General features: G+C 43.8%; 17 protein-coding genes. 5 read left to right on the top strand and 12 right to left on the bottom strand.

Going from position 1 to position 24113, the window contains the following annotated elements:
* Positions 1 to 550: 550 nt before the first annotated feature.
* From C5745_RS20045 to C5745_RS01320, 3 genes are read right to left on the bottom strand one after another with little or no spacing between them, the layout of a single operon-like run.
* Positions 551 to 793, bottom strand: a complete 243-nt coding sequence (locus C5745_RS20045) for a hypothetical protein (RefSeq protein ID WP_133166263.1) — start codon at positions 791 to 793, stop codon at positions 551 to 553.
* Between the two features lie 6 nt (positions 794 to 799).
* A complete protein-coding gene (locus tag C5745_RS01315) occupies positions 800 to 1126 on the bottom strand; it encodes a Bor/Iss family lipoprotein (RefSeq protein ID WP_105715133.1) in 327 nt (108 codons plus the stop codon).
* Positions 1099 to 1746 (bottom strand): hypothetical protein, encoded by a 648-nt coding sequence (locus C5745_RS01320; protein WP_133166264.1) that lies wholly within the window; start codon positions 1744 to 1746, stop codon positions 1099 to 1101. The genes C5745_RS01315 and C5745_RS01320 overlap by 28 nt, the downstream gene beginning before the upstream one ends.
* A gap of 181 nt (positions 1747 to 1927) precedes the next feature.
* Here C5745_RS01320 and C5745_RS01325 point away from each other — a divergent pair, with 181 nt between their 5' ends.
* Positions 1928 to 3895: a tetratricopeptide repeat protein gene (locus C5745_RS01325; RefSeq protein ID WP_133166265.1), complete on the top strand. Its 1968-nt coding sequence runs from the start codon at positions 1928 to 1930 to the stop codon at positions 3893 to 3895.
* Between the two features lie 89 nt (positions 3896 to 3984).
* Positions 3985 to 4614: a response regulator gene (locus C5745_RS01330; protein WP_105715136.1), complete on the top strand. Its 630-nt coding sequence runs from the start codon at positions 3985 to 3987 to the stop codon at positions 4612 to 4614.
* On the opposite strand, the gene C5745_RS01335 is transcribed toward C5745_RS01330, so the two are convergent.
* On the bottom strand, positions 4611 to 5126 hold the full coding sequence (locus C5745_RS01335; RefSeq protein WP_207795680.1) for a Crp/Fnr family transcriptional regulator: 516 nt from the start codon (positions 5124 to 5126) through the stop codon (positions 4611 to 4613). The genes C5745_RS01330 and C5745_RS01335 overlap by 4 nt on opposite strands.
* A gap of 211 nt (positions 5127 to 5337) precedes the next feature.
* On the opposite strand from C5745_RS01335, the gene C5745_RS01340 reads away from it, so the two are divergent.
* From C5745_RS01340 to C5745_RS01350, 3 genes are all read left to right on the top strand, one after another.
* Complete coding sequence (locus C5745_RS01340; RefSeq protein WP_105715138.1) at positions 5338 to 6060, top strand: LytR/AlgR family response regulator transcription factor; 723 nt, start codon at positions 5338 to 5340, stop codon at positions 6058 to 6060.
* Between the two features lie 155 nt (positions 6061 to 6215).
* Positions 6216 to 6734 (top strand): hypothetical protein, encoded by a 519-nt coding sequence (locus tag C5745_RS01345; protein WP_105715139.1) that lies wholly within the window; start codon positions 6216 to 6218, stop codon positions 6732 to 6734.
* Positions 6735 to 6989: 255 nt separating this feature from the next.
* Positions 6990 to 8186: an OmpA family protein gene (locus tag C5745_RS01350; RefSeq protein ID WP_165792986.1), complete on the top strand. Its 1197-nt coding sequence runs from the start codon at positions 6990 to 6992 to the stop codon at positions 8184 to 8186.
* 119 nt (positions 8187 to 8305) lie between these two features.
* On the opposite strand, the gene C5745_RS01355 is transcribed toward C5745_RS01350, so the two are convergent.
* The 8 genes from C5745_RS01355 to C5745_RS01390 form a co-directional block, all read right to left on the bottom strand.
* On the bottom strand, positions 8306 to 9916 hold the full coding sequence (locus C5745_RS01355) for a polysaccharide lyase (RefSeq protein WP_105715281.1): 1611 nt from the start codon (positions 9914 to 9916) through the stop codon (positions 8306 to 8308).
* A gap of 8 nt (positions 9917 to 9924) precedes the next feature.
* Entirely contained in the window at positions 9925 to 11562 is a 1638-nt protein-coding gene (locus C5745_RS01360) for a polysaccharide lyase (protein WP_105715282.1), read from the bottom strand.
* Between the two features lie 191 nt (positions 11563 to 11753).
* The gene (locus C5745_RS01365) at positions 11754 to 13391 is read right to left on the bottom strand and encodes a polysaccharide lyase (protein WP_105715141.1); all 1638 of its coding nucleotides are present in this window, start codon (positions 13389 to 13391) and stop codon (positions 11754 to 11756) included.
* Positions 13392 to 13520: 129 nt separating this feature from the next.
* Positions 13521 to 15263 (bottom strand): DUF4957 domain-containing protein, encoded by a 1743-nt coding sequence (locus C5745_RS01370; protein WP_105715142.1) that lies wholly within the window; start codon positions 15261 to 15263, stop codon positions 13521 to 13523.
* A 114-nt stretch (positions 15264 to 15377) separates the two neighbouring features.
* Entirely contained in the window at positions 15378 to 17111 is a 1734-nt protein-coding gene (locus C5745_RS01375; RefSeq protein ID WP_105715143.1) for a fibronectin type III domain-containing protein, read from the bottom strand.
* 292 nt (positions 17112 to 17403) lie between these two features.
* The gene (locus tag C5745_RS01380) at positions 17404 to 18579 is read right to left on the bottom strand and encodes a DUF3826 domain-containing protein (RefSeq protein ID WP_105715144.1); all 1176 of its coding nucleotides are present in this window, start codon (positions 18577 to 18579) and stop codon (positions 17404 to 17406) included.
* A 174-nt stretch (positions 18580 to 18753) separates the two neighbouring features.
* The gene (locus C5745_RS01385) at positions 18754 to 20787 is read right to left on the bottom strand and encodes a RagB/SusD family nutrient uptake outer membrane protein (RefSeq protein WP_105715145.1); all 2034 of its coding nucleotides are present in this window, start codon (positions 20785 to 20787) and stop codon (positions 18754 to 18756) included.
* Positions 20788 to 20806: 19 nt separating this feature from the next.
* A complete protein-coding gene (locus C5745_RS01390) occupies positions 20807 to 24076 on the bottom strand; it encodes a SusC/RagA family TonB-linked outer membrane protein (RefSeq protein WP_105715146.1) in 3270 nt (1089 codons plus the stop codon).
* Between the last annotated feature and the right edge of the window lie 37 nt (positions 24077 to 24113).

The raw sequence follows: 24113 nt of genomic DNA on the forward strand, positions 1-24113 counted from the left end.
TTTTTAGGTTTTTTGTTATTAATTAAATTATACTTTAGGTTATTAAATCACATTCCCTTAATTAATCCACAGCCACACAGCGACAACATGCCATAATCAAGAACCATCCAATAAGATAGTCGATTATTTATCCCCGGAATATTTTTTGACTATATCCCGAACTGCCAATATTGTACAAAAGACACTAAGCGCGACTTTTATTATTTTTTTAATATTTACGATTTTCAGTTATTATTCCTCAGTTTAGCTAGTACTAAAAACGTTTATAATGTTATTTCTATTCTTCTCTCTATACATGTACTACTACAAACATGCTATAACTAAATATATAATCGCTAGTCGTTGTAACAAAATTGATAATAAACCCTCTGTAAATCTTATATCGCATTGCCCTGTTATTATAAAATATTATCATATCAACCTTATCACGATTTTAAACCTGGCCTCGCCGATAGCGAAGCGGTTACTAATGAACTAAAAAAGGGCTATCCGGAAACCGGTATAGCCCTCTGATTATGATAATGCTACGCTAACAGCGTGAACGACCTGCTCAGGATCTTTTATGCATAGATTTTGCCAACTTATAACTTAACAACATGGAGACAATAAACAGAAAGATATTTCCAATAAGAAAGCCCGTTCCATAGGAATTAAGGTTTCCCCGGTTAAAATACAACGTATTGACTATTTCGACCGTGCTTATCAACATTAACGTGAGTGATGTTGCCAGTATAGTATTGCGTAGCATGCATATCACCGCAGCACGGCGTGTCAACATTCTGAAGCTTTTCATCACTGGTTACCCTGTATATATACCTAATGTCACAGCAGATAGTATACCACGTATAAATGATCGATCTGGTTTGAAACAATCCCTTTCTGACCCCATCATCGCAGGTCCCGTATAGTGTTTCGATTTGGGCAGCAATCCGTATACGGAGTAATGATTTAAAATTAACTTTTTCTGATCTATCGCCGGATAGGCGTTACTATTATTTAAATCCAAGCGACAGGAACTGACCGATAAGGCAACCAGTCCCAGTATAAACAGCTTGTAAAGTAGCATGATGTTCATTAAATTGATATAAAAACGCTTTATTAAAAGTTCTTCGATTTTAATTGCCATGCTAGCGGAAAATATTCAATCTCTTCATCATCTATCCGGATATATCCCATTCCTTCCATTTTTATGATTCCCGATGACAAGCTCATGAAATAGTCCGCATAGAATTGCGGGTGAGACGACGCCGTGTGCCTTACCTTATATACATCCGTAAACGTCTTTCCAATGGCCATGGTAGAAGCGTTCACCGCTATTACTTCATAGGCCACTGTACCTGAAAGATCGTCATTCTCTGGATCCAAAGGCGCTGGGACGAAGTATTCCCAACGGTCACCAACTTTGGCGTCCTTCGCTAACATCGTCAATTTGAGGTTACTGTCTGGCCACTCCGTTGCCATCGTAAAAGTCTGTTGATCGGCGTACCAAAAATGATCCACCGAAGGCAGTTCTGAACCTACAAAATTCAACAGTACCTTGAAGTAGTTTTCTTTCGTTTTATCTGCGACCATGTAACTGATCTCCCTCTCTCCTGCTTCCGTTATCATCCTATAGTTCCATTGATTGCCCACTTTCATAAACGGAAACGTGGGCTTCTCCGGCTCCTGATGTTCGTCCTGCTTGCAGGAAAACAAGATCAATAGAAGCAGGCCTGACATAAAAATTAATATAACTTTCTTCATCATATGTTATTTTTTTTGCGAAGCTACGTGGATGTTGAACTGAAAAGAACTGTAGTAAAACCTATTAGCAAATTTTCCGTATTGCTACGGATGTCATGCATCAAAATTCCATTGTATCTTAGTCGCTCGCTGATACACTTTATCGAGCAATAACAACTTTAGCAGAAAGAGATGTGCAGAAAAATTGAAACGATCTATATTTAATCAGGATATTACCAGCATACCTATGTACACACTTAGTTTATTTCTTTTTATCGCATTGCCGTCCGAAACTTCCTCTTTCATAGGGAAACAAGACACCACTCGAATTGCCCACTTAGTGGAAATAGCACAACAAAAACACAAGGAAAGACTTCCCGATTCTGCCGAATATTACTTCAAACAAGCCGGTAATCTTGCCAATCAATTGAACTCAGAATCAGGCAAGTTGTTATTCGCCGGCAATTACAGTGTTTTTCTATATGATCAGGTGCGATTTGATGAAGCTATGGAATATGCGCAGCTCGCGTTAACTATAAGTTTGCGTCTAAATAACCGGCCGAAAGCGGCGGCGGCTTATAATAATATTGCGTTACAGCATCAGGCCAAAGGACAATTAAAAGAAGCCGCAAACAACCTAATCAGCGCACTGGAAATTTCGAACGAAATCAAAGATCCGACACACAGGGACTTATCCGACAGAAGAAAATACCTTAACAATTTGAGCTCCTTGTTTCTGGATCTTCATGATCTGGATAAGGGCCTACAATATGCCTGGCAGTCCTTTGAGATAGCTCGGCAACTAAAGGACACCATATCCATGGGCAACAGCTTGGTTAATGTGATGGTTGCAGAGGCTATGGCAGGAAAACTGACCGATGCTGTACGCCATGGGAAACAGTACCTGTCCATAGGGCGTTCCTATGGTGACCTGCAGATGGAAATCAAAGCCTTGAACAATCTCGCCGATGTGTATCGCATGCAGCAGCATTATCCATTGGCGCTCGAAACATTTTCCAAAGCGCTGGCCATCACGCCGAAATCTATGCCCGGAAATGAAGTTTATACACTATCGGGGATGTCGCGCGTATTTAAAGAAATGGGAAACACACAAGCCGCAAAAGAATATTTCGAAAAGGCCCATAAACTAGCTGTAACGGAATTGGCTACACCGCAGCTTGTCGATTTATATAAAGATGGGGCCGACATCAATGAGGCACTCGGCGACTATAAACAGGCGTTGGATTTTCACAAGAAACATGCGCAATTAAAAGATTCGCTTCAGAGTCAAGAAACACAAAAAACAATACAGGAACTTGAAGTGCGATATAAAACAGCGCAAAACAGAAAACAAATCGTCGAACGAGACCTCAAAATTGTAGCGCAGGCCGCCGAGCTCGACCGTAAGAATAAATGGTTTATTATCTTTCTCTTTTCGATATTTTTGTTGGTATTCGGAGCTGTCGCCATACGGCTATTAAATAGACAAAAACGAAAGGCTCAATCTACGGAATTGCAAAAGAAGCTGATCGAAGCACAACTAGCAGGTGAAGAACGGGAACGGGAGCGAACAGCTAAGGAACTACACGACGGTGTAGCCAGTATCTTATCGGCGGCAAGATTGCAAATCAACGCGATGACCGAATACACTAACACCGGGGCAGGGTTCCAGGACGTAAGTCAACTCATAGAAATAGCCGTGCGCGAAATACGGAATATCTCCCATAATCTTGCTCCAGAAATGATTCTCAAGGAAGGCCTTGGCTACGCCATTCAATCGTTTTGCCAAAGGGTAAATAAACCGGACTTCCAAATGCATTGCTACGTCATAGGTGAGCTTCCTGAATTGAACAAAAGCTCCCAGTTAACCATTTATCGTGTGGTTCAGGAATGCGTAACCAATGTCATGAAACATGCACAAGCTACCGAAGGAATAGTACAATTGGTGGAAGAACAAGGGCGTCTAATGATCACTATAGAGGATAACGGAAAAGGATTCGATACCAAACTTCTTTGGACCAGCGGAATCGGTTTTCATAATTTGAACACCCGAATAAAATCGCTTCAGGGCAATCTTGATATTCGGTCTTGTATCGGAAAGGGGACTTCTGTGTTTATAGACATTGACTGCCATGCGCATACGTGTTTAGATAAATCAATGGTCGAACTCTAAAACGTATTAAACACCTTAAATCCTTTTGCGTAGTAATACGGTAAAATATGATCCAGATTATTTCTTTTTTTGCATAAAAAACGCAGCATATGATAACTATTGGCATAGTAGACGATCATTCCCTGATCATCAATGGGCTTCTAAAAATGCTACAAGATGAACCGGCGTACCAAGTCCTCTTCACCGCTCAAGATGGTGCCGATTTATTACAGAAATTAAACGAAGAAACTCCGGATGTACTCTTGCTGGACATTGAACTACCGGATACAAATGGAATCGATCTTTGTACAGAGCTACTTACTTTATACCCAAAACTTGCCATTATTGCGCTGACTAACCATGACGACGTGGTATACGTTAGGAAAATGATGCGAAATGGTGCAATGGGGTATTTACTTAAGGGCACAGAAAAAGAGTCTCTCCTTCAGGCTATTGAAACAGTGGCTGCAGGAGCACAGTACATCGATAAGCAGATTGAACAACAAATCCTACAACAATCTATTCATGGCAGAAAAGCGACAGCATACGTTAAACTCACCAACAGGGAGCTCGAGATTCTGGCTTTGATAGCGAACGAATATTCCAATCAGGAAATTGCCGACAAGCTTTTCTTAAGTGTCCGTACAGTAGAATCTCACAGACACAGCCTCAATCAAAAGCTTAATATAAAGACGACCGCGGGACTTGTTAAAGAGGCTTATCTCCGCGGTCTCATCTAACTTCGTTGTGCCAGATTTTTACGGATCCTGCTTAAACTGTCCTGGTGTATTGCCAAAAACGATGCAATATACTTTAACGGCACCTGCTGAACGACAAGCGGTTGGGTTTCTATTAAATGAATGTAGCGTTCTTCGGCCGTCATACAGATGGAATTGATCTGAATATCCTGCAGCCATTTGAGCAGCGTATCCATGACAGCCAAATCCATGGCTTCCATCTTTGGAATATGTTTCTTCAAATAGAGCGCGCTTTCTTTGTCCCATATTAACATATCGACCTCACTCAGCGATTCCAGGGAACAGGTAGAAATCTCGCCACTTTGTAGATATAACGGCGTGGATAAAAAATAATGACCCGAAACAATACCTAATGTATGATCCACCCCATTATGAACGCGGTATAATCGTGCAATCCCCCGATTGAGAAAATACAGTTTATACACCTTTTTACCTTGTTCCATGAGTACAGTATGTGCAGGTAAAACTTCACATTCGGTGTGGCTTCGAATCATATCAAATTCATCAGGAGTGAAGTGTATATTGTACGTCCTTGCAAAAGCGCATACGTGTTCAAAATGGTGTCGCAAAAGCATAGTGATGATCTGCCAGTTGTGTAACCACGAAGATAATAAAAAATTATAGGAAGTTCATTTTCTGACATTTGTCAGTTCTATATCACTGCTTCGACGCCTATTTTTGACGCAACTTGGTAATAAACGAAATATGAGAAAACAAACTTTGCTTATCGTGGACCGGGATTGTTTGTTTCGTAGGCAACTTATTGATGAAGTGAAACAAAACCAATATCCCGCGATTTTCTGGGAGGCCAGCAATGGTCTGGAAGCTTTACGGTATATCGACGCACTTCAGCCAGATGTGGTGTTCATGAGCGTGGGACTGCCTGGCATCAATGGGTTTGAGGTACTGGATAGAACAGAACATTTACCCGCCGTTATCTTGACTTCTGAGTGCACAACCGACGCAGCCAAAGCCTTTGAATATGATGCGGTGGACTACCTACTCAAACCGCTCACCACAAAACGTTTACAGGCATCCTTACATAAACTTGAATGTAAGAACAACGAGGTCGGGAATCCATCTGATAAGAAATTAACCTTATATCCACGACGTATTCTGGTGGAAAAGGGAAATCGTTTGACCTGTATTCCTGTTTCCGAAATCACGTATTTAAAAGCGGACAAAGATTATACCTGGATCTATACCATTCACAACGAGTCTTTTCTAAGTACACAAGGAATAGGACAGTTTATGCAAAGGCTTGATCCCCACCAATTTTTACGTATCCATCGATCATACGTCGTGAACCTGGATCACCTAAAAGAACTATACAAGGACATTCACAAAACGTTCATCACGCTACCCAATAATGTAGAACTGAGCGTCAGTCGAAACTATCTACCAGCCATCAAAGCGTTAATGTATTAGGTGATAGCACATCACTTGTACGCCAGCAGTTCCGGTTTCAATACCGTAGTGTTACGGTCGTACTGATTTTTGGGTATTCCGTAGTAGCACGTAAATTTCGATCGCTTCCTTCATCTAATTTTGTCGTGACAAAAAGATAAAACTTAAAACAAATCATGACTAAGATTAAAAACATTGCATTTATTACATTGGCGTGCATCTTATACGCTACAACCTCCACGGCGCAATCTTTTCAAAAAGGCGACAAGATGCTTAATGTAGGGGTAGGTATCGCTGGCGGCTTCGGTATACCCGTAGGCTTGAGCTATGAGCAGGCTGTTTCCGATCGGATTAGTGTAGGCGCCTACGCAGCATTTTCAACTGAAAAAGAATCTTTTGGCGGTTATGGTAATTGGAAATACACCCATATATTAGCGGCAGCCAGGGGATCCTACCACCTGAAAGTAAATTCAACAAAATTCGATCCATACGGAGGGATAATGCTCGGATATAACATCGCGTCGGTTAAATGGGACGGAGACGATGATGCTCCTTTTTCTGCTTCCGCCGGCGGCTTCCTATGGGCTGGACATATCGGTTCTAGGTACTGGTTCTCCGAAAAATTTGGTGCCTTTGCGGAAATCGGATATGGCGCAGCGGTGTTAAACATCGGCGTAACTTTTAAACTCAAATAATATACCGGCCTACGCATTTATCGATAAAACAAAAACATAGAACGTCAAAAATAGCCGTTTGTCGAAAAAATCGTTGGCAAAATATATACTTAAGTAGATTTATGAAAACTTATTTAACCGTATATTAAGATGGGCAAAACAGTGATATGGACAAGGATCCTACTGGTCTTCGCGGTACACTCAGTATGTGTTATTAATCCGCTCTATTCTCAGGGAATATTGAAGAAAGTAAAAGGCAGAATAGAAAATACGGCCGTGAACAAACTATTAAACGAAACAGACAAAGCGGTATCCAAAGGGATCGATAAAGCTATCGAATCGGCTTCTTCTGCCAACGGACAGGATACCACGGCACAGCGAGACAAATCAACGAACACACATACTGCTGAACCACGAAATAACAGCCCGCTCCAATCTTACAGTAAATACGATTTCGTCCCTGGCGATTCCATACTATATGCGGCAAATTTTTCCGACGATCCAATTGGAGAATTGCCTTCAGGTTGGAACAGCAATGGTAGTTCGGTTGTCGTTAATTTAAATAACATCGATGGGAAATGGTTACGCATGGCACAACGAAGCGTTGTCTTGTCCAGTAATGAAGAAGGGTTTGGCCAAGATTTTAGCGTAGAGTTTGATTTGGTCTTCGATATAGACTTCCAAGGGTGGATGGCTCCTGAGTTTAGGTTTGGCTTAGTCGCCTCGGGCGAACAGTCCCCTACATCAAACAAGCTGCTCAACGAACAAAATGGCGACAAGTCTTTCTATGTAAACATTTCACCGCACGCCAATTCGGGAACCTTTAGTTTAGATTCGTATGAAAAGTATATCCGTTATTTCAACAGTCCGGCAAAAAATGACAACAAGGTACAAACATGGTATGGGCGAATCGCCCACGTAGCTATACAAGTTCAGAAAGAACGCGTACGTATTTGGATTGACGGGGATAAGCTGTATGATGCACCAAAGGGCGTCGCAAAAAATGGGGAGTTTAATCAACTGTTCTTCAAACTAGCGAGCAGCCCTTATAAGGATGAACAAATCGGTGTCTATGTCAGCAATGTCAAAATAGCCAAGGGTTTGATACCGCCTCGCCAGCATCTTCTTCAAAATGGTTCATTTACGACAACCGGTATACTGTTTGACACGGGAGCTTCACGTATAAAGCCACAGTCGTTTGGCGTTATAAAGTCTGTTGCTGATCTCCTGCTTGAAAACCAGCAATTACGCTTGCAGATCGTAGGACATACGGATAATGTCGGAGATGATAAAACAAATCTGACGCTAAGTGAACAGCGAGCTGCGGCCGTCAAAGAGATATTAGTGTCGACCTATGGCATCTCCGCAGACAGGTTAGAGACCTTCGGAAAAGGTGAAGGGGTTCCCGTGTCACCGAATGACTCAGAAGCGGGACGAACCCAAAATAGACGCGTTGAATTTATAGCGTCGTAAAGGCTATACAGATATTACGCAAAGAAATGAACACGGGGAGTTCATTAAAAAAGGCTGTTGCAATCGCAACAGCCTACCAAACTAACTAAACTAAACTAATATAAGAGCGCCTTTACGTGTTAAAAAGGCCTCACAGTCTCCTCTGGAACGACGCTATTCAGGTAGTTCTCAATATGAGCATATCCATTATCGCTGATCTGTGCAGCATCGTTCGGATTATTTGGGTCTAGCCCCATATTCACCTCGACCTCGTCTGGAATACCGTCATTGTCGGCATCCTTATACGGAGTACCTTTGTATTCAGGATACCCACCTACCTGATTGACATCTGTAATGATACCTTGCTTGTATGAATCCATCGGCAACCGACGTTTTACATAGGGTGACGGCTGTACGGGCGCAACAGGCTCCGTATAGAAGACCTTCCCCGTCTTCACCTGTTTCACGATGCGCTCATCCACGGCGTCACGCTTTGGGAGGGTTGCTCCAACATTTTTCAACACATAGTCATACGCCTTTTTTGCCGACAATATTTTGCCAAAATTAGACAACGGAAACGGGCTGTCTACTTTGATGTTCGCTAAGTAGGGAGCAGGATCTCCATCGACCGCTGGTTGTACGCCACCATCCCAATTGTCTTTTGTGACGCGACGATTGCCTTCCACGATATTCCCATGCACGTAGGCTTTTCCAAACGTCCCGGCATTTTCCTTGCTCCTACCAGATTCTGGCTTTAAAAGCCGGTAGGATATTGGCTTGTCTAATGGCGTAATCGGTCCCGGCTTGTAATAGTTATTGATAAAATTATATTCCGAGCGGTGGTCTCCGCCGTCCGCGCTCCGGTTCCACCAGTTCCAGACGACATTGTTGACGAATCCAAAATCGCCGTACATCCCTATAGAAGGATTACGGCTAATATTCGATGCCCATAAGTTACGCATAAACGTACTGTTGAGGCCACCGATCGTACTCCCGAACGCGTGGTTATAGGTGTCCAACGCTTCGGAGAAAATTGAATTTTGAATCGTGATATTTACAGTAGGCAATTTCAAATTCTTCCCAGTCCTATCATACACATGTCGATACATCGACATATTCTCATCCAATCCCCAGCTTGCCGAGACATGGTCAAGAATAATATTACCGACACCATTCCCTCCCAATGCATCGTCGCGCCGCGTTACATCGGTAGATCCTCTACGAAAACGCATATAGCGCACAATCACATCGTGGGTATCAATTAGAAAAGATTCGCCTGCTATACAGACCCCATCGCCGGGTGCTGTTTGACCAGCAATGGTGATGTAGGGCGCCTGGACCGTAATTGGTGTCTTCAGCTCAATGATACCGGCTACGTTAAAAACCACAATCCGCGCACCACCTGCTTCACACGCTTCGCGCAACGTACCGGGACCACTATCTGCAAGACTAGTTACGACATATACCTTTCCTCCACGCCCACCTGCTGTGTACGCGCCTCCACCTTCGGCTCCGGGAAACGCAGGAATAGCTGCTTGCGGTAAATCTTCGGGTTTAGCGGCCCAGGGAATATAAGGCTTACCCTCTTGTTCCATAACGGCCTTGGCTGCTTCCCAAGCTTTTTCGAGACGTTGTTCTTCTGCTTTTTCCCGGGCGTCTGCCATTTGTTGCAGCGAATCGGGGATGACCGGGTATTGTGCGAAAGACAAAAACGGGAGAACCAGAAGCAGGCTAGATATACATGACTTCATTTTCATCTTTATCCTTTTGAAGCTAATTCATTTAAGTAAATCTCGATGTTAGCATAACCTGATTCGGTTATTTCAGCCGCATCATTTGGATTTTGAGGATCCAATCCCATTTTTACTTCTACGTCATCCGGAATACCGTCGTTGTCCGTATCTTTATAAGGCGTTCCCTTATATTCGGGATATCCACCGACCTGAGCGACGTCGGTAATGATACCCTGTTTGTACGAATCGGCAGGGAGCCTTCTATGTTTAAACTGATAAAATGACTCGGGGTCTAAACCTTCAGCGTACTCCGGTTTACCGGTTTTCACGGTACGAATAATACGCTCATCCACCGGATCTCTTTTTGGCAGCGTTGCACCGGCATTATCCATGACATGGTCAAACGTATTATCCGATGGCAAAATGGTCATTTCCGGCATTGGAAACGGTTTATCATACTTGATCAATGCTAAATAATGTTGTGCCTCTTCCTTGCTTAGGCTTCCTTCTTTGCCATTTAATTGCACGCCGCCATTCCAGTTGTCTGCTGTTACCGCAGCATTACCTTCAACAATATTTCCGGCAACATGCGCACGGCCATACATCAGCGTATCCAAGCGCGACAATACAGCGTCGGGTCTTAAAATACGATGGGAAATATCTTTACCCACTGGGGTTACAGGTCCGGGTTTGTAATAGTTATTGATGATATTGTATTGCGCGGTATAGTCGCCACCATCGGTGGTACGGTGGCTCCAGTTAAACATCACATTATTCACGAAATTAAAGATACCGTTCCAACCAATGGACGGATTCCGTCCGGCATTATTTGCCCAAAGGTTCCGCATGAAGGAACAATTTTCGCCCCCGAGCGTACTCCCGAGGGAATGGTTGTAGGTATCTAAAGCTTCCGAGAAAATACTGTTCTGTATGGTCACATTTACTGTTCCTAATTTCACTTCCGGATAGTCTCCTCCTGGGCTATACATGTGGCGGTAAATAGACATGTTCTCATCGAGTCCCCAGCTGGCCGAAACATGGTCGATCATAATATTCCCAACGGGATTACCTCCGATGGCATCGTCCCGCCTACCGACATAGGTTTCGCCCCGACGGAAACGCATGTGTCGGATAACAACATCATGGGTATCAATCCAAACGGACTCTCCTGCCACACAAACACCATCGCCCGGCGCAGATTGACCGGCAATGGTAACGTAAGGCGCGCGAATCATCAGGGGTGTTTTCAAGCGAATAATTCCCGCCACATTAAACACAATAATGCGCGGGCCTCCTTGTTCACAGGCTTCTCTTAAAGTTCCCGGGCCGTTATCTTCCAGGCTGGTGACCACAATCACCCTACCACCCCGGCCACCAAAGGAGTACTTACCGCCACCTTCAGCTCCCGGAAAGGCTGGGATCTCCGCCTGCGGTAAATCTGTCAAGCGAGAAGCCCAAGGAATATAAGGTTTCCCTTGCTTCGCATATTGTTCGATAGTCGGCCAGGCTTTTTTCCAGGCGAGATCAGACTGCTCCTGTGCCTTCCGCATTAATTCATCGGTTTCCGCCTTCACTTCCGCCGGTATTTTCGGGTACTGTGCCCTTGCATCTTGTATCGTGGCTACTGCAATAATAACCACAAGTAATGATAATATTTTGTTCATATACATAAATTTAATGATAATATCTAGGTATATCACCTACAATTGATATCAGCTAGATCAAAGTTAGGGATATAACGGGCGCTTTATCTATAATATCTTCACGACTATTTGTACCATATTATCCGAACAAAAACGTCTCCTATATTTGTCGGAGACAATATAGGAGACGTGTAATAACAAACTGTCGTTTTTTATTTTGAAGCGAGTTTGTTTAGGTAAATTTCGATATTCGCATAGCCCGATTCGGTGATTTCCGCCGAGTCGCCTTGATTATTGGGATCAAGTCCCATTTTTATTTCTACATCATCTGGAATGCCATCATTGTCCGCGTCTTTATAGGGTTTACCTGTATATTCGGGATACCCACCGACCTGCGAAATATCGGTGATGATTCCTATTTTATAAGAATCTTTTGGTAACCTTCTGTGCTCAAAATCTTTTTCGGGTAACGTGACATTTTTCAATGGAGTGGGTTTGCCATCGTGAACTTCCTTTACAATACGTTGATCTACCGGGTCGCGGCGAGGCAATGTTGCGCCAGCGTTTTCGAGAACATGTGTGTAGGCCTCTTCAGCAGATGTCAGCTGGAATGGTGCATGCGGAATCGGCTTGTTTACCTTCATTGCAGCAAAGTAAGGTTTGGCCTCTTCAAAGGTCATGAGGTCTCCTGCTTTATTCTCTACCTGCACCCCACCGTTCCAATTGTCAGACGTGACTTTTTCATTTCCATGAACGATATTGCCCTCCACATGTGCTCGTCCGAAAACGACATATGGCAATTTGCTTCTACCCGATTCAGGCTTCAACAGGCGATAGCTTATTGGCTCACCAATCGGTGTAGCCGGTCCTGGTTTGAAATAATTATTGATAATGTTATATTGTGCCGTATAGTCGCCTCCGTCAATCGCTCTATGCACCCAATTATAGACGACATTGTTGGCAAAATTAAACACGCCATTCCAGCCGATAGACGGGTTTCTTGCAGCGTTGTTTGCCCATAAGTTGCGCATAAATGTACAGTTTTCGCCACCCAACGTACTTCCAAATGCATGATTCCATGTATCTAATGCTTCGGAGAAAATTGAGTTTTGGATGGTGATATTAACCGTTCCAAACTTTTTCTCCTGTGAGCCGGTACTATCGTTGTACATATGTCTGTACATCGACATGTTCTCATCCAATCCCCAACTTGCCGAAACATGATCGATCATGATATTTCCGATGGGATTACCGCCAATAGCGTCATCGCGACGTCCCACGTAGGTTTCTCCTCTGCGGAAACGCATATGACGAATGACAACATCGTGGGTATCTATCCATACGGACTCGCCTGCGACGCACACTCCGTCGCCCGGAGCCGACTGACCAGCGATAGTCACATACGGCGCGCGAATAATTAATGGCGTTTTCAGCCTAATGATACCAGCCACATTAAACACAATAATACGCGGTCCCCCTTGTTCACATGCCTCTCGCAGCGTTCCGGGCCCACTATCTTCCAGACTCGTTACGACATATACTTTTCCACCACGGCCGCCGAAAGAATAGGCGCCGCCCCCTTCCGCACCCGGAAATGCAGCAATCTCTGCCTGCGGCAAGTCTGCCGGACGCGAAGCCCACGGAATATACGGCTTTCCTTTTTTTGCATATTCTTCTATAACGGGTAACGCCTTACCCCACGCGATATCAGATTGCATACGCGCCTTTTCTATAAGCTCATTGGATGCTTTTTTAACATCTTCCGGAATTTTTGGATACTGTGCCTTCACTGATTCTATAGCGACTAAGCTAATTATTGCCGCAAATAGAAATGATAATCTCTTGTTCATGTTTACGCATTTATGATAACACTCTATAATTGAAGTTTTATTTTTTCAAAAATCGACATATAAAGAACCGTATATATATACTATCTTCACTAGAGATTATAAAATATTATCTTCGCTATTAAATTGAGTTTACCACCAACGCGGATCTCCTATCGGCGTTCCCGCAGCCACAAGCCTCAATTCACTGTCTTGTCCTATCGTAAAATCACCATTTTCAGCATTCACATACTCTGGATCGAATGCCATTGGATATTCTCGGATGGAGTTTGGATTTTCATGACTTTCGTCGTTCATCTCAAAAGCAGGCACAACTTCGTTCCATTTATTGTTTGGGTGCCTTAGTTCCCAGTTATGGACAGGCATGTTTGATGAGTTGCTACCATAGATAGTTGATTTCGACGTGACGTTGAAAAAATTGCAGTTGATTAAACGTTTATCGAAATCATTCGCCACATGCGCAAAGTTGTTGAAAAAGTTTGCCGCACACTGTATGTTTGAAAAAATGTTGTTTTCTAACCTGACCTTCGTGGGAAGCTTAGATGCTTTAAAATCAAAAGCGGACGCACTCCAACTATTGTCGACGGTATTATTTTTAAATAAAAAATCGATATCATTTTCCGGATTCTTTTCCCGGTCGACATCGATAAAAAGTTTATTTGTGTTAGAGAAAGTCGAGTTCGTAAACATCCCTTTCTTTATTCGTGCAGCCCCAACATTGATAAACGGGTGTAAACCATCATTCCCCATGGCGCGGACAATCGTATTATCGATCGATACTAGACTCCCCACTTGCCCGGACTGCATATTTAGCAAACCGGTATAATAGTTTCGAATTGTACAGTCCTCAAAAGATACGACATCAAAGTCTGCAGCATCGTCCGCCATTTCAACCAACCAACTGTTCCAACGGCTATCGGGTGTATTAGGGATTTCCTGTTTGTAACGGTTGATTCTTGCACCGGAGAAGTCCAGACCGACAAACTGCAGTCTAGTGTTTCCGCCTCCCGTCAATACAAAACCTTTTACATATACTGTAGCTCCGACCGATTCATCGGCAGCTTTAATAGTTATTGATTTATTACCGATATACATCTCCTCATCCCAAGAATCGTATATGCCCGGATTGAGCAAAATTTCGTCGCCGTTTATGCTCCGTTCTACGGCGTCTTTCAAATCGCTGTGCGGGCTTAAAGTCCAAACCCCATTTATCGACGACGCTGGTGTCGTAAACAGTTGTCTCCCCCGTAAAAAAGAACCGTTAAAAATACGGATTTCATACTCCATATCTTGGTCAAGCTCGCTAATTGTCAGCTTCTGGGCATCCTTATCTGCGTCGGATAAACTTATTTCACGAGGCAATCCGAAAGTGGGAACAAGGACAATATGCGTGATTTTGTCTGCTGTTTCATTCTCGGCTTGTGGAAACACCCAAGATACGTTCACGCGGCTGCCATCGATATCCGCTCTCTTTATTGGCAGTAGGATATCCGACGGGTTAGTTACAACCACCAAATTTGCCCAATCGGAAAACGATTCCGGACTGCTTCTAGCAGTACGAATACGCACATAATAGTTTTCAGCCAAATCCATATTTCGTAGGATAATACTCTCGTGATCCGCGTCGACTTGCTCCTGTCGATCTAAGACTGAAAAATTTTCTACTTTAGACAGCTCCAACGTATAGTAATCGAAGTCCTCAGCAGGTTTAGTCCAGTTGATCTGTATATTTGCACCCTGCACAACATAGTTTACCGCTGCCGGAGCTTCTGTTAATGGCTCATGCGCTACTTCGTGCGGATCTTTTTTACAAGCGGAAATCATCGTACATACTGCGCATATTATCCCTATTAATCTTATACTCTTATTTTTCATCTCTATATTTTTTTATTGTCGATAAACCCGTCGAACTTATCCGATCCTACGTCGCTGACCGAACAGATCTCCAAGTTTCATCACTTTTTATTTCAACCGTTACACTTATATGTCTTACCACCACCGTGGGTCGCCTATTGCATTTCCGCCATCTACAGCACGCAAAGCGCTGGAGGCTGATACGGTAAAATCGCCGTTGTCTGCATCTGCATATCCAGGATCATAGGACACCGTATACGCCTGTATCGAGTTCGGGTTTTCATCATTATCGTCATTCATGATAAATGCGGGAAGGACCTCATTCCAACGCGTATTTGGGTGTCGCAACTCCCAACTGTGTACCGGCATATTCGACTGATTACTCCCATAGATCGTTGATTTGGAAAGTACATTAAAAAAATTAGTGTTAATGATCCGTTTGTCGAAATCATTGGCTACATAAGCGAAATTGGGAAAGAAATTTCCGCTGGATGTCATATCAGACAGGTTGTTGTTCTCTAGCAAAAACTTCGATGGAGCTTTGACGGCCAGAAAATCAAATGAGCCACCTGCCCAACTATCGTGTACCGTATTATTGCGAAAGGTGAAATCTATTACGTTAGCAGGGTTCCGCTCGGCATCGATTTTTACAAATAACCTGTTGGTTCTGTAAAATGTAGAATTCGTGACCGCGATTTCCAATACTTGAGCTGCATTGATGCGCAGCGTGGGCGAGTCATTATCGGCACCAAGATCGTAGACGACACAATTATTTACCGCAATGGCGTTACCTACCTTGTGAGGAGGCCGATTATTATCATTCATTTGAAAGAGACCCGCACTGTAATTTCCAATAACACAATTATCAAACGTTATGGCATCGAGATTTGCGGAGGCCTCATCCAACGAGACAAGCCACGTATTCCATAAATGGTCTTGACTGTTTGGAAGCTCCGTATTATACTCATCAATACGTGCGCCGGATATATTGAGGTTTTTAAAAGATATACCGGATCTCGCACCTGTGAGGAGGAAGTTACGTGCGTATAATTGCGGCATATCCGTCTCATCGAGCCCCTCTAAGGAGATGACCTTATCCAGAATGCGAGGAATTAACGTACTCAGATCGTACACCCCTGGATTTAAAAGTAAGCGATCTCCCGGCGCACTGGTTTCTATCGCCGTAATCAGGTCGCTGTGGGGCGACAGCGTCCATACGCCATTGACGGGTACGGCCATGGTAACAAAGGAGGTCTTTCCGACAACAAAATCGCCGTCGTATAGCCTGACTTCGTATGCCATGTCGGCATCTAGGTCTCCAACGTTTATATACTTGTTCCCTAGGTCTGTTGGGCTCAGCATATGCTCTTGGATAAGGCCGAGCGTTGGTTTTAGGGTGATCTTTGAAAGCTTAATATCGGTAGAAATAGGATCCCACCGAATACGTACCACATCTCCATCGACGTCCTCCCGTTGTACAGGAACCAAAATATTGCTTTCACTTGTATTAAAGTTAACGGTCGACCACTCGGTCTCGCTTTCGTCTTTAACTCGTTTAATGCGGCAGTAATAATCCTCACCAGGATCAAGCTTCCAAAAGACATATTCCTGCGCACTGTTATCGACTGTTTGGGTTTGGTTGAGTACGGAAAAATCGGCCAACCGGGACAACTCAATAGTATAGTGAGAAAAAGCATGTTCTGATGGGTCCCAAGCGACCTTTGCATGCTCACCCTGCACGATATACCGTAAATTCTGAATAGGATCAGTCTGGTTACTCTCTAGGGCATTATCCTTTTTACACCCTATAAAACAGACGGTTAACCATAGAAAAAGAAGGTGTCCCTTGCTTAAAAAAATAGCTTTCATACAAATGTTGTTTATAATTGTAAGTAATTCGCTAATGCACGTGAGGATTTCCTGACTCAGCAGCTACATATTCATCCGTGCATTATCAAAGTATTAATAGGCCTATCCTTCAAAAATACAGCAAAGACGGAGATTAGGCATGTATGATATTGCCCTTTTTACATCACATATTGTCATGACAATCACCTTATTATAAAAACAAGCACCTCGGTATTCTCCACGAGGTGCTTTCCTGATCGAAAAATTTGTTAATCGCTATTTCATCGTTCTGGATATAACAAATTAGCGAGCTTTATTGCAATGACACATTTTTTCGACGTTCCAGTTCTTCCGTTGCTTTTCTTAGATCATATCCCTCCTTCGAAAGGTAATTGTTGGCACGCCCCCGATATTTAGTGAACCATTGGTTCCTTTCCCTATTCGTTAATACGTTCAGCGCGTTTTCGCGTGCCTCTTTTAAATACACGATTATCGCCGCTTTATGCTCATCCGTGAGCTGCGGCAATAGCTCCTCGAAGCGCGAGAGCTCTTTTTGAAAGCCGTTATAAGTCATTTCATCCTTAACCAATTCGATTTGTGTTTCGGTTAGTAATAGCCCTAATTTTTCGAAGAGTTTATCGCGTTGCGTGTCCAAAGCCGCTTTGCTTTCTTTCCAGATCGCCATCGCCCGGTCTTCCTTTGCAACTCCGTCCAGTGAAGCTTGCTCCATCGCTGTTGTTTCCGACTTCTTTTTGGCGTAAATCTCGTCCATCTTTTGATATTGATAGGCTAAGAGGTTTCTAACCTGCTCGGCTTGCCATTCATCCGATATGGTCAACGTTTGCATTAGCCTATTTGATTCGGTAATACAATATGCTGTAGATTCTAGGTTTCTTCTTTCAGCCCATTGCTCTCCTTCGCTTTTCAAATTGTATCCGCGCGATGCCAGTTGATTAGCAATCCGCCCTTTGTATTTATTGAACCATGCATGTTTTTCCTTCGCCGAACCACCGTCCATCGCATGTTCCCGTGCTTCTATCAAGTTTTTATGGATCATGGCCAGCTCTTCATCACCTGCAAAAGGTAACATCAACTTGTAGTTATTATAGGTTTTGGGGACGGTATGGTAGGTCATCCCATCTTTTATCTCCTCGACCTGTTCAGCTGTTATCAACTCCCCTAACGCCTGGATATACTGGCGATGTTGTGCTGCTATCGCTGCATCGGCATCTGCAAGGATCTGTTCCTTAGCGGCCCCAGCTTCGCCTAGTTTACGGTCTCTCTCGCCGTGGATGCTATTCAAGGCAATATATTGATCCGCAACTAGATCTCGGATTTTATTCCTTTTATCGGTAGCCAAAGCAGGCTCTACTTTCTCGACAATCTTTCCTGCCCGCTCTATGGCAACCTGCTGATATTCGGAATCCACTTGTCCATGTGCAAGCGACAAGCTCCCTAGCACTAAAAATGTTAAAAGTCCTCTTTTCATTATAAAATATTGTGTAGTATAGGTTTACAAATCAAAATTATAGATACTTGTAAAGCCAATATTATACTATTTTATCTGCTTTGTAACAATTCTTAACTAGGAACACATTATAAACAAAAACACCTCGCTCCGAAGAAGGGCGAGGTGTTTTCTGATATTATTTCATTTTTTCCTTTACTGTAGCGGATCGAAGGTCCCAGCACCGTTCATGCTGTCCCAACCTTTGGTCTGCTCTAAGTAAGGAGAAGTTTCCAATAGTTGATGATGCAGCCCAAAGTAATAATATTGTGGGTACCACTTGAATGTCCAGTTCGGTTGTAAATCCGTACGATCCATATCGTCGCGCACCTGCACTTCAAAATAGTTGTCGTAGAGATAATCCACATATTCCTCTTGTGTACTCACACCAGCTGGGTATTCAGTTTCAGCCGCATCTCTGTCGATCACAGGGGCGCCATCGTCTCCGGCACGCAATGGATCTTCAGCACCGAAATATTCATTTCCACCTTCCTTCACAATAATTCTATAGCCGGTTCGACGCGTACCATTCAATACCGGAATACCGAGACGGTCATTCATTCCCGTAGCATTGTCGAACAACATCCAGCGTCTTAGGTCATGAAAGCGCTTGCCCTCATAGGCAAATTCCACCTTGCGCTCATCTAGTATCGCTTTGAAAAGCTTATTTCGATCGCCAGCAACACCAGCCAACCCAAAAGAACCATCTTTATTTTCGATACCTGCCCTCTCCCGGATCTCTTTAATACCTTCTAGCCCTTCGTTCAGCTTGTTGACTCCTATCGCTGACTCGGCCAAATTTAATATCACTTCCGCGAAACGCAGCTCTATAAAATCCGTGCCACTCTCTTCAAAGTTATTGATCGCGTTGTTGGCTGATAAGTTTGATGCTTTACGGATATATATTCCACTGGCATTGGCTCCTTGCGTCTCCGTTGGGGTATACGACACACCACTGCTGTTACTCACTTTCCAAGAATAGGTCCAAACCGTATACTCCTCATCGCCACTGTACGGCCAAATCGCGCCGTTGTAGGCAAAGGATTTGTAAAAACGCGGATCCCGGTTCTTATAAAATTTATTTGCGTCGTATACATAATCCGAGGTAGGATCATCGATCGCCTTTCCATCCTTCATGGGGAAAGATTCCACAATCTGACGTGTCGGCGATACCGAGCCAGCACCATTAATATTTCGTGGACGGATGGCCTGCTCCCAGCCACTGTTTTTTGTAAAGTTTCCTCCTTTGGCAACCTTATTAAAACCGTAAACTATAACCGCTTCGGGATTATCCACCTCCTGTGACCATATATTTCCCCAAGCTTCTCCGCTTTCGAGACGACCTGTTTTGTACAAGCCAAAACCGTTATCCTCCAGTAAATTCTTGGCGGCTAAATTCGCATCGTATGCCAGCTGCCAACGCTGTACATCGTCATTCGGATTGAAAACGGGACTTGCCCAAGTCAACAAAACCCGTCCTTTGACTGCCGCAGCGGCGCCACTGGTAATACGTCCCCAATCTGCTCCACTCCATCTGCCAGGCAACAGTTCCATGGCCATATCCAGATCCGCCAATATTTGCTCAACCGTTTCGGAGGTGGAACTTCGAGGCACGGAGTTTTCTTCTATATTCTCAAAAGTCGGGTTTTGAGCTGTCAGTACCAATGGTACGCCGCCGTATAGCTTCATCAACTCATAATATTGCCAAGCGCGCCAGAAATACATCTGCCCCTTTAACAAATTCTTGGGTTCTTCCGGCATATCGTACTTATCGACTTCAGTCAAGAACATATTGATCTGACGAAGACGCGTCCAGGTATTGTTCCCAACACTTGTTCCCATACGCTGACCGAAATACTTATTTACGTGGTTATTCCTATAAGAAATCTGCCCCCACTCCTTATTGAAATCGGTTTCGCCAGCAAGTTCGTCCGTAGTTTGTGCAAAAACATTATTATAGGATCCATTCTCCGAATTATCATTCGTCGCAATAAAACCGGTTCCATTGTTCGCGGGCAAGAACAACCCATAAACGTAATCAATATAAGCTTGCCCCAGCACCGGGTCTTGAAAAACTTCTTCATTGACAGCACCTAAATCTTCTTTCTCTTGCAAAAACTTATCGCTACATCCAGTACCTAATAAGGCAAAGACAACGAGCATTTTTATATATATATTCTTCTTTTTCATTGTGTCGTCTATTTTCAGTTTACAAAGTAAGGTTAAGACCAAACGAGAAGGTCTTTAGATTGGGATAACTATTCCAAGCGCCTCCATAGGTGTCTCTATAACTATATGCCTGATATAGTCCAAGTGGATTGATAGCTGAAAAGTATAGTCGAGCGTTTGACACTTTTAAGTTATCTAACAACTGGGCCGGTAATGAATAGCCTAAGTTAAAACTGGTTACTTGCATACGAAATGGACTCACTTTCCAGAAATTCGAACTCAGATTATACATATTCTCCCAGTTCGGATTCGGCATTGTTCCATTAGGATTCAACTCTGGATCCCATATATCGTTCCAAATGATCGGACGGTTATCATACACCCGTGAAATGTCATTATTCAGTTTCTTTCGTTCGGAACCGCCTATTTCAGCCCAGCCACCAAACGAGCCAGCAATCACCGTCTCAAACGAGAAGCTTTTGTACCCTGCTTTCAGTGTAATACCGAATCCATAGTTGTTTGCTTCCCTGTCGCTCAACTTCACCCAGTCATTATCATCAATAACACCATCCGGTTCGGCAAAGGTTCCATCAGCTTGCAATGGGCCTCGCACATCGCGGTAATATAACATTCCCGGTTTCAATTGATCTACAGCTGTTCCGAAGACAGAAGTGATATTATATTCGCTGACATAGGCATCAATTTCCTCTTGACTTTTAAACATTCCTAAGTAATCATGCCCCCATTTCCCCACATCTGCAGAAGTTCCTTCGGAAGGTACCCACGGATAAGCTTGATCAGCAGCAGATCTGTCCATCGTAATAATTTTGGAGTCACCCCAAGAAAAACGCGTGCTCACGCCGTACCGAAAATCTTTACCTATGCGATCATTCCAGCCTAAACTAATCTCGTACCCATATGAATTGACCGCGGCGTAGTTTTCTGGTGCGATAGATCCTCCCACGGTTACCGGCATATTACCGATACGTTCCAGCAAGATATTAGTCCCTTTATTAAAATACCCATCGATCGTAGTGGATAGGCGGCTGTTTAAGAAACGAGCTTCTATCCCCAAATTATTCTTAAACTCATCACTCCAGGTCGCGTCCCGGTTCGGAGATCTTCCCATGGACATACCCGTATTCGCATTTTCATCGCCGCCGAAAACCGGGCCCTTTCCAACTTGGTAGGAAAATCGTTGTCTCCAATTCCAAGCCGGAAACTGGTCATTCCCCATCAATCCCGCCGAATACCGGAACTTTAGGTAATCAATACCTTTTACACTTTTGAAGAAGTCTTCCTCACTCACCACCCATCCAGCAGAAAGAGAATAAAATCTACCCCAATAGTTTTCTGGCGCAAACTTGGTGGAAGCATCTGTACGGAATAAAAATTCTGCCAGATATTTCTCGCCGTAGCGGTAGTTTACACGACCGATATACCCCAATGAGCCAGATTCATTGGCAAAAGTACGACCATCAACCTCGCCAAAAGCCGTACCGAATTGTCCGTTTGTTGTCTCTAATGGATCTGATTTCCATACATCTTCCTGTTGCCCTTCGGCTTCACCTCGCTCTACGGAGAACAAACCATTAAAGTTATGTTTCCCTATTTGTTTTTCGTAGGTTAAAAAGAAGTTTATCTGTGTATTGTTCCCACTTCTATTGGAGTAGTACAGACGGTTCCCATTACTTACCGTAATCGGTCTATCTAAAGTCGCCCCCTCGTAGATGTGATTATGTTGCCCTCTCCCAATAAACTGATATAAATCGTACTTGGTCCCGATCTGACTACCTACCGAATGCCGCGTATTACGTGAATAGGTGGCTCGTGCTTTCAGACCTTCCAAAAATGGTGCTTCGTACTCCGCCGAAATGTTGACAGAGAAGAAACGGGAATCGGTCTCTGCTAAGTTGCCTAAGCGCTCAATTTCGAAAAAATGATACGCGGACAAATCGTTGGCCGTTCCTGGTAATTTCGCCGGCATGCCGTCGATGAATGCAGGTACATATGGCGCTGCCAAAAGGAGATTCCTATAGTCGTCCTCAGGCCCTTCCCCAGACACTTTGTTAAAGGTTTTATCCAGCTGATCCTCATTACCCGAAACCTGCAATGCGACTTTAAAATTAGAGGAAACCTTCACATCCGTTCCGGCTCGGAAATTCCACTTGTTATAATCCAAAGTTCCCAAGTTCCCGTTTTGTTTACTATAGGTAACGCCTCCAAAGTAAGTCGCACGATCGCTTCCTCCACTTACGCTAAGCGCATGGCGGGTATTGTAAGAAGCCTTCCAAGCATCGTCCAACCAATTATAATCTATCGTTTTAAAATGCTCCAGCTCGTCTTCGCTAAAAATCCGGTTGGGGTAGTTATCATCCGTCGGCAAGACATTGGCTCCATTTTTACCATTCATGATATTAAAGTACTGACCAAATTCGTATGCATTCATCATTTTGGCATGTGAAACGGCATCATTGATCGCATATGATCCGTTATAGGAAATTTTAGGTTGCCCCTCTTTCCCTCGTTTGGTCGTCACCAACACGACGCCATTTGCACCACGCACGCCATATACGGCGGCCGCTCCGTCCTTTAGGATCGAGATGCTCTCAATTTCCGAAGGGTCTAAGTTGTTAAACAATGTTGATTCAGGAACGTTTTGCTCGTTCACCTGGATCATACCGTCAATCACATACAGCGGCTCTGTCGTCCCTGCGTCCTTTCCGAAGGGGATGGGCGTACGAACTTCCAATGTCGCCTTGGAGCCCGGTCTCGCTGTTCCTCCAGACACCCCTAAACCGGCGATACGTCCGGTAAGCGCTGCCCCGATATTAGTGGCAGGTAAATCCTGGATGGCTTCCATGTCCACTGTCTCCACCGCACCCGTCAAGTGGGCTTTTTTCTGTGTGCCGTATCCTACTACCACGACTTCGTCCAATGCATCAACAGGTTCTAAAGTCACGGATACGTTCTTCTGGTTGTTTACTGGATACTCTTGGGTTTTATACCCCACGTAGCTAATCACCAATATCTCATCTCCCTGTGGTAGGTTTATTCTAAAAACACCATCTACGTCTGTTTTAGTGCCCGTCGTCGTCCCTTTTATAGAAACAGTGGCTCCTATCACAGGATTTCCGTCCGGGTCTATTACCTTTCCTGTGACGTTTACAAAAAGTTCCGAATGTATCGCTTCACGATGAAACGACCCTGCCGCCATCGCCATTTGCAAAGAAAATATAGCAAGCAAAAGGCAAAGCAACCCGACTCCTCTTCGCAAAAGTTCCCTTCTCAAAAAAAATTGACTCTTCATGGTTTATCTGATTCTCTATGAAATAATATAGGTTTAA

It is taken from the genome of Sphingobacterium haloxyli (genome assembly GCF_002980525.1).
GTDB classification, from domain to species: domain Bacteria; phylum Bacteroidota; class Bacteroidia; order Sphingobacteriales; family Sphingobacteriaceae; genus Sphingobacterium; species Sphingobacterium haloxyli.

Excerpts from the sequence above, each read along its gene's own strand:
- C5745_RS01345 (WP_105715139.1), top strand. The coding sequence starts at position 6,216 with ATGACTAAGATTAAAAACATTGCATTTATTACATTGGCGTGCATCTTA.
- C5745_RS01330 (WP_105715136.1), top strand. The coding sequence starts at position 3,985 with ATGATAACTATTGGCATAGTAGACGATCATTCCCTGATCATCAATGGG.
- C5745_RS01320 (WP_133166264.1), bottom strand. The coding sequence starts at position 1,746 with ATGATGAAGAAAGTTATATTAATTTTTATGTCAGGCCTGCTTCTATTG.
- C5745_RS01335 (WP_207795680.1), bottom strand. The coding sequence starts at position 5,126 with ATGATTCGAAGCCACACCGAATGTGAAGTTTTACCTGCACATACTGTA.
- C5745_RS01375 (WP_105715143.1), bottom strand. The coding sequence starts at position 17,111 with ATGAAAGCTATTTTTTTAAGCAAGGGACACCTTCTTTTTCTATGGTTA.
- C5745_RS01370 (WP_105715142.1), bottom strand. The coding sequence starts at position 15,263 with ATGAAAAATAAGAGTATAAGATTAATAGGGATAATATGCGCAGTATGT.
- C5745_RS01365 (WP_105715141.1), bottom strand. The coding sequence starts at position 13,391 with ATGAACAAGAGATTATCATTTCTATTTGCGGCAATAATTAGCTTAGTC.
- C5745_RS20045 (WP_133166263.1), bottom strand. The coding sequence starts at position 793 with ATGAAAAGCTTCAGAATGTTGACACGCCGTGCTGCGGTGATATGCATG.
- C5745_RS01385 (WP_105715145.1), bottom strand. The coding sequence starts at position 20,787 with ATGAAAAAGAAGAATATATATATAAAAATGCTCGTTGTCTTTGCCTTA.
- C5745_RS01380 (WP_105715144.1), bottom strand. The coding sequence starts at position 18,579 with ATGAAAAGAGGACTTTTAACATTTTTAGTGCTAGGGAGCTTGTCGCTT.
- C5745_RS01355 (WP_105715281.1), bottom strand. The coding sequence starts at position 9,916 with ATGAAGTCATGTATATCTAGCCTGCTTCTGGTTCTCCCGTTTTTGTCT.
- C5745_RS01340 (WP_105715138.1), top strand. The coding sequence starts at position 5,338 with ATGAGAAAACAAACTTTGCTTATCGTGGACCGGGATTGTTTGTTTCGT.
- C5745_RS01360 (WP_105715282.1), bottom strand. The coding sequence starts at position 11,562 with ATGAACAAAATATTATCATTACTTGTGGTTATTATTGCAGTAGCCACG.
- C5745_RS01315 (WP_105715133.1), bottom strand. The coding sequence starts at position 1,126 with ATGGCAATTAAAATCGAAGAACTTTTAATAAAGCGTTTTTATATCAAT.
- C5745_RS01390 (WP_105715146.1), bottom strand. The coding sequence starts at position 24,076 with ATGAAGAGTCAATTTTTTTTGAGAAGGGAACTTTTGCGAAGAGGAGTC.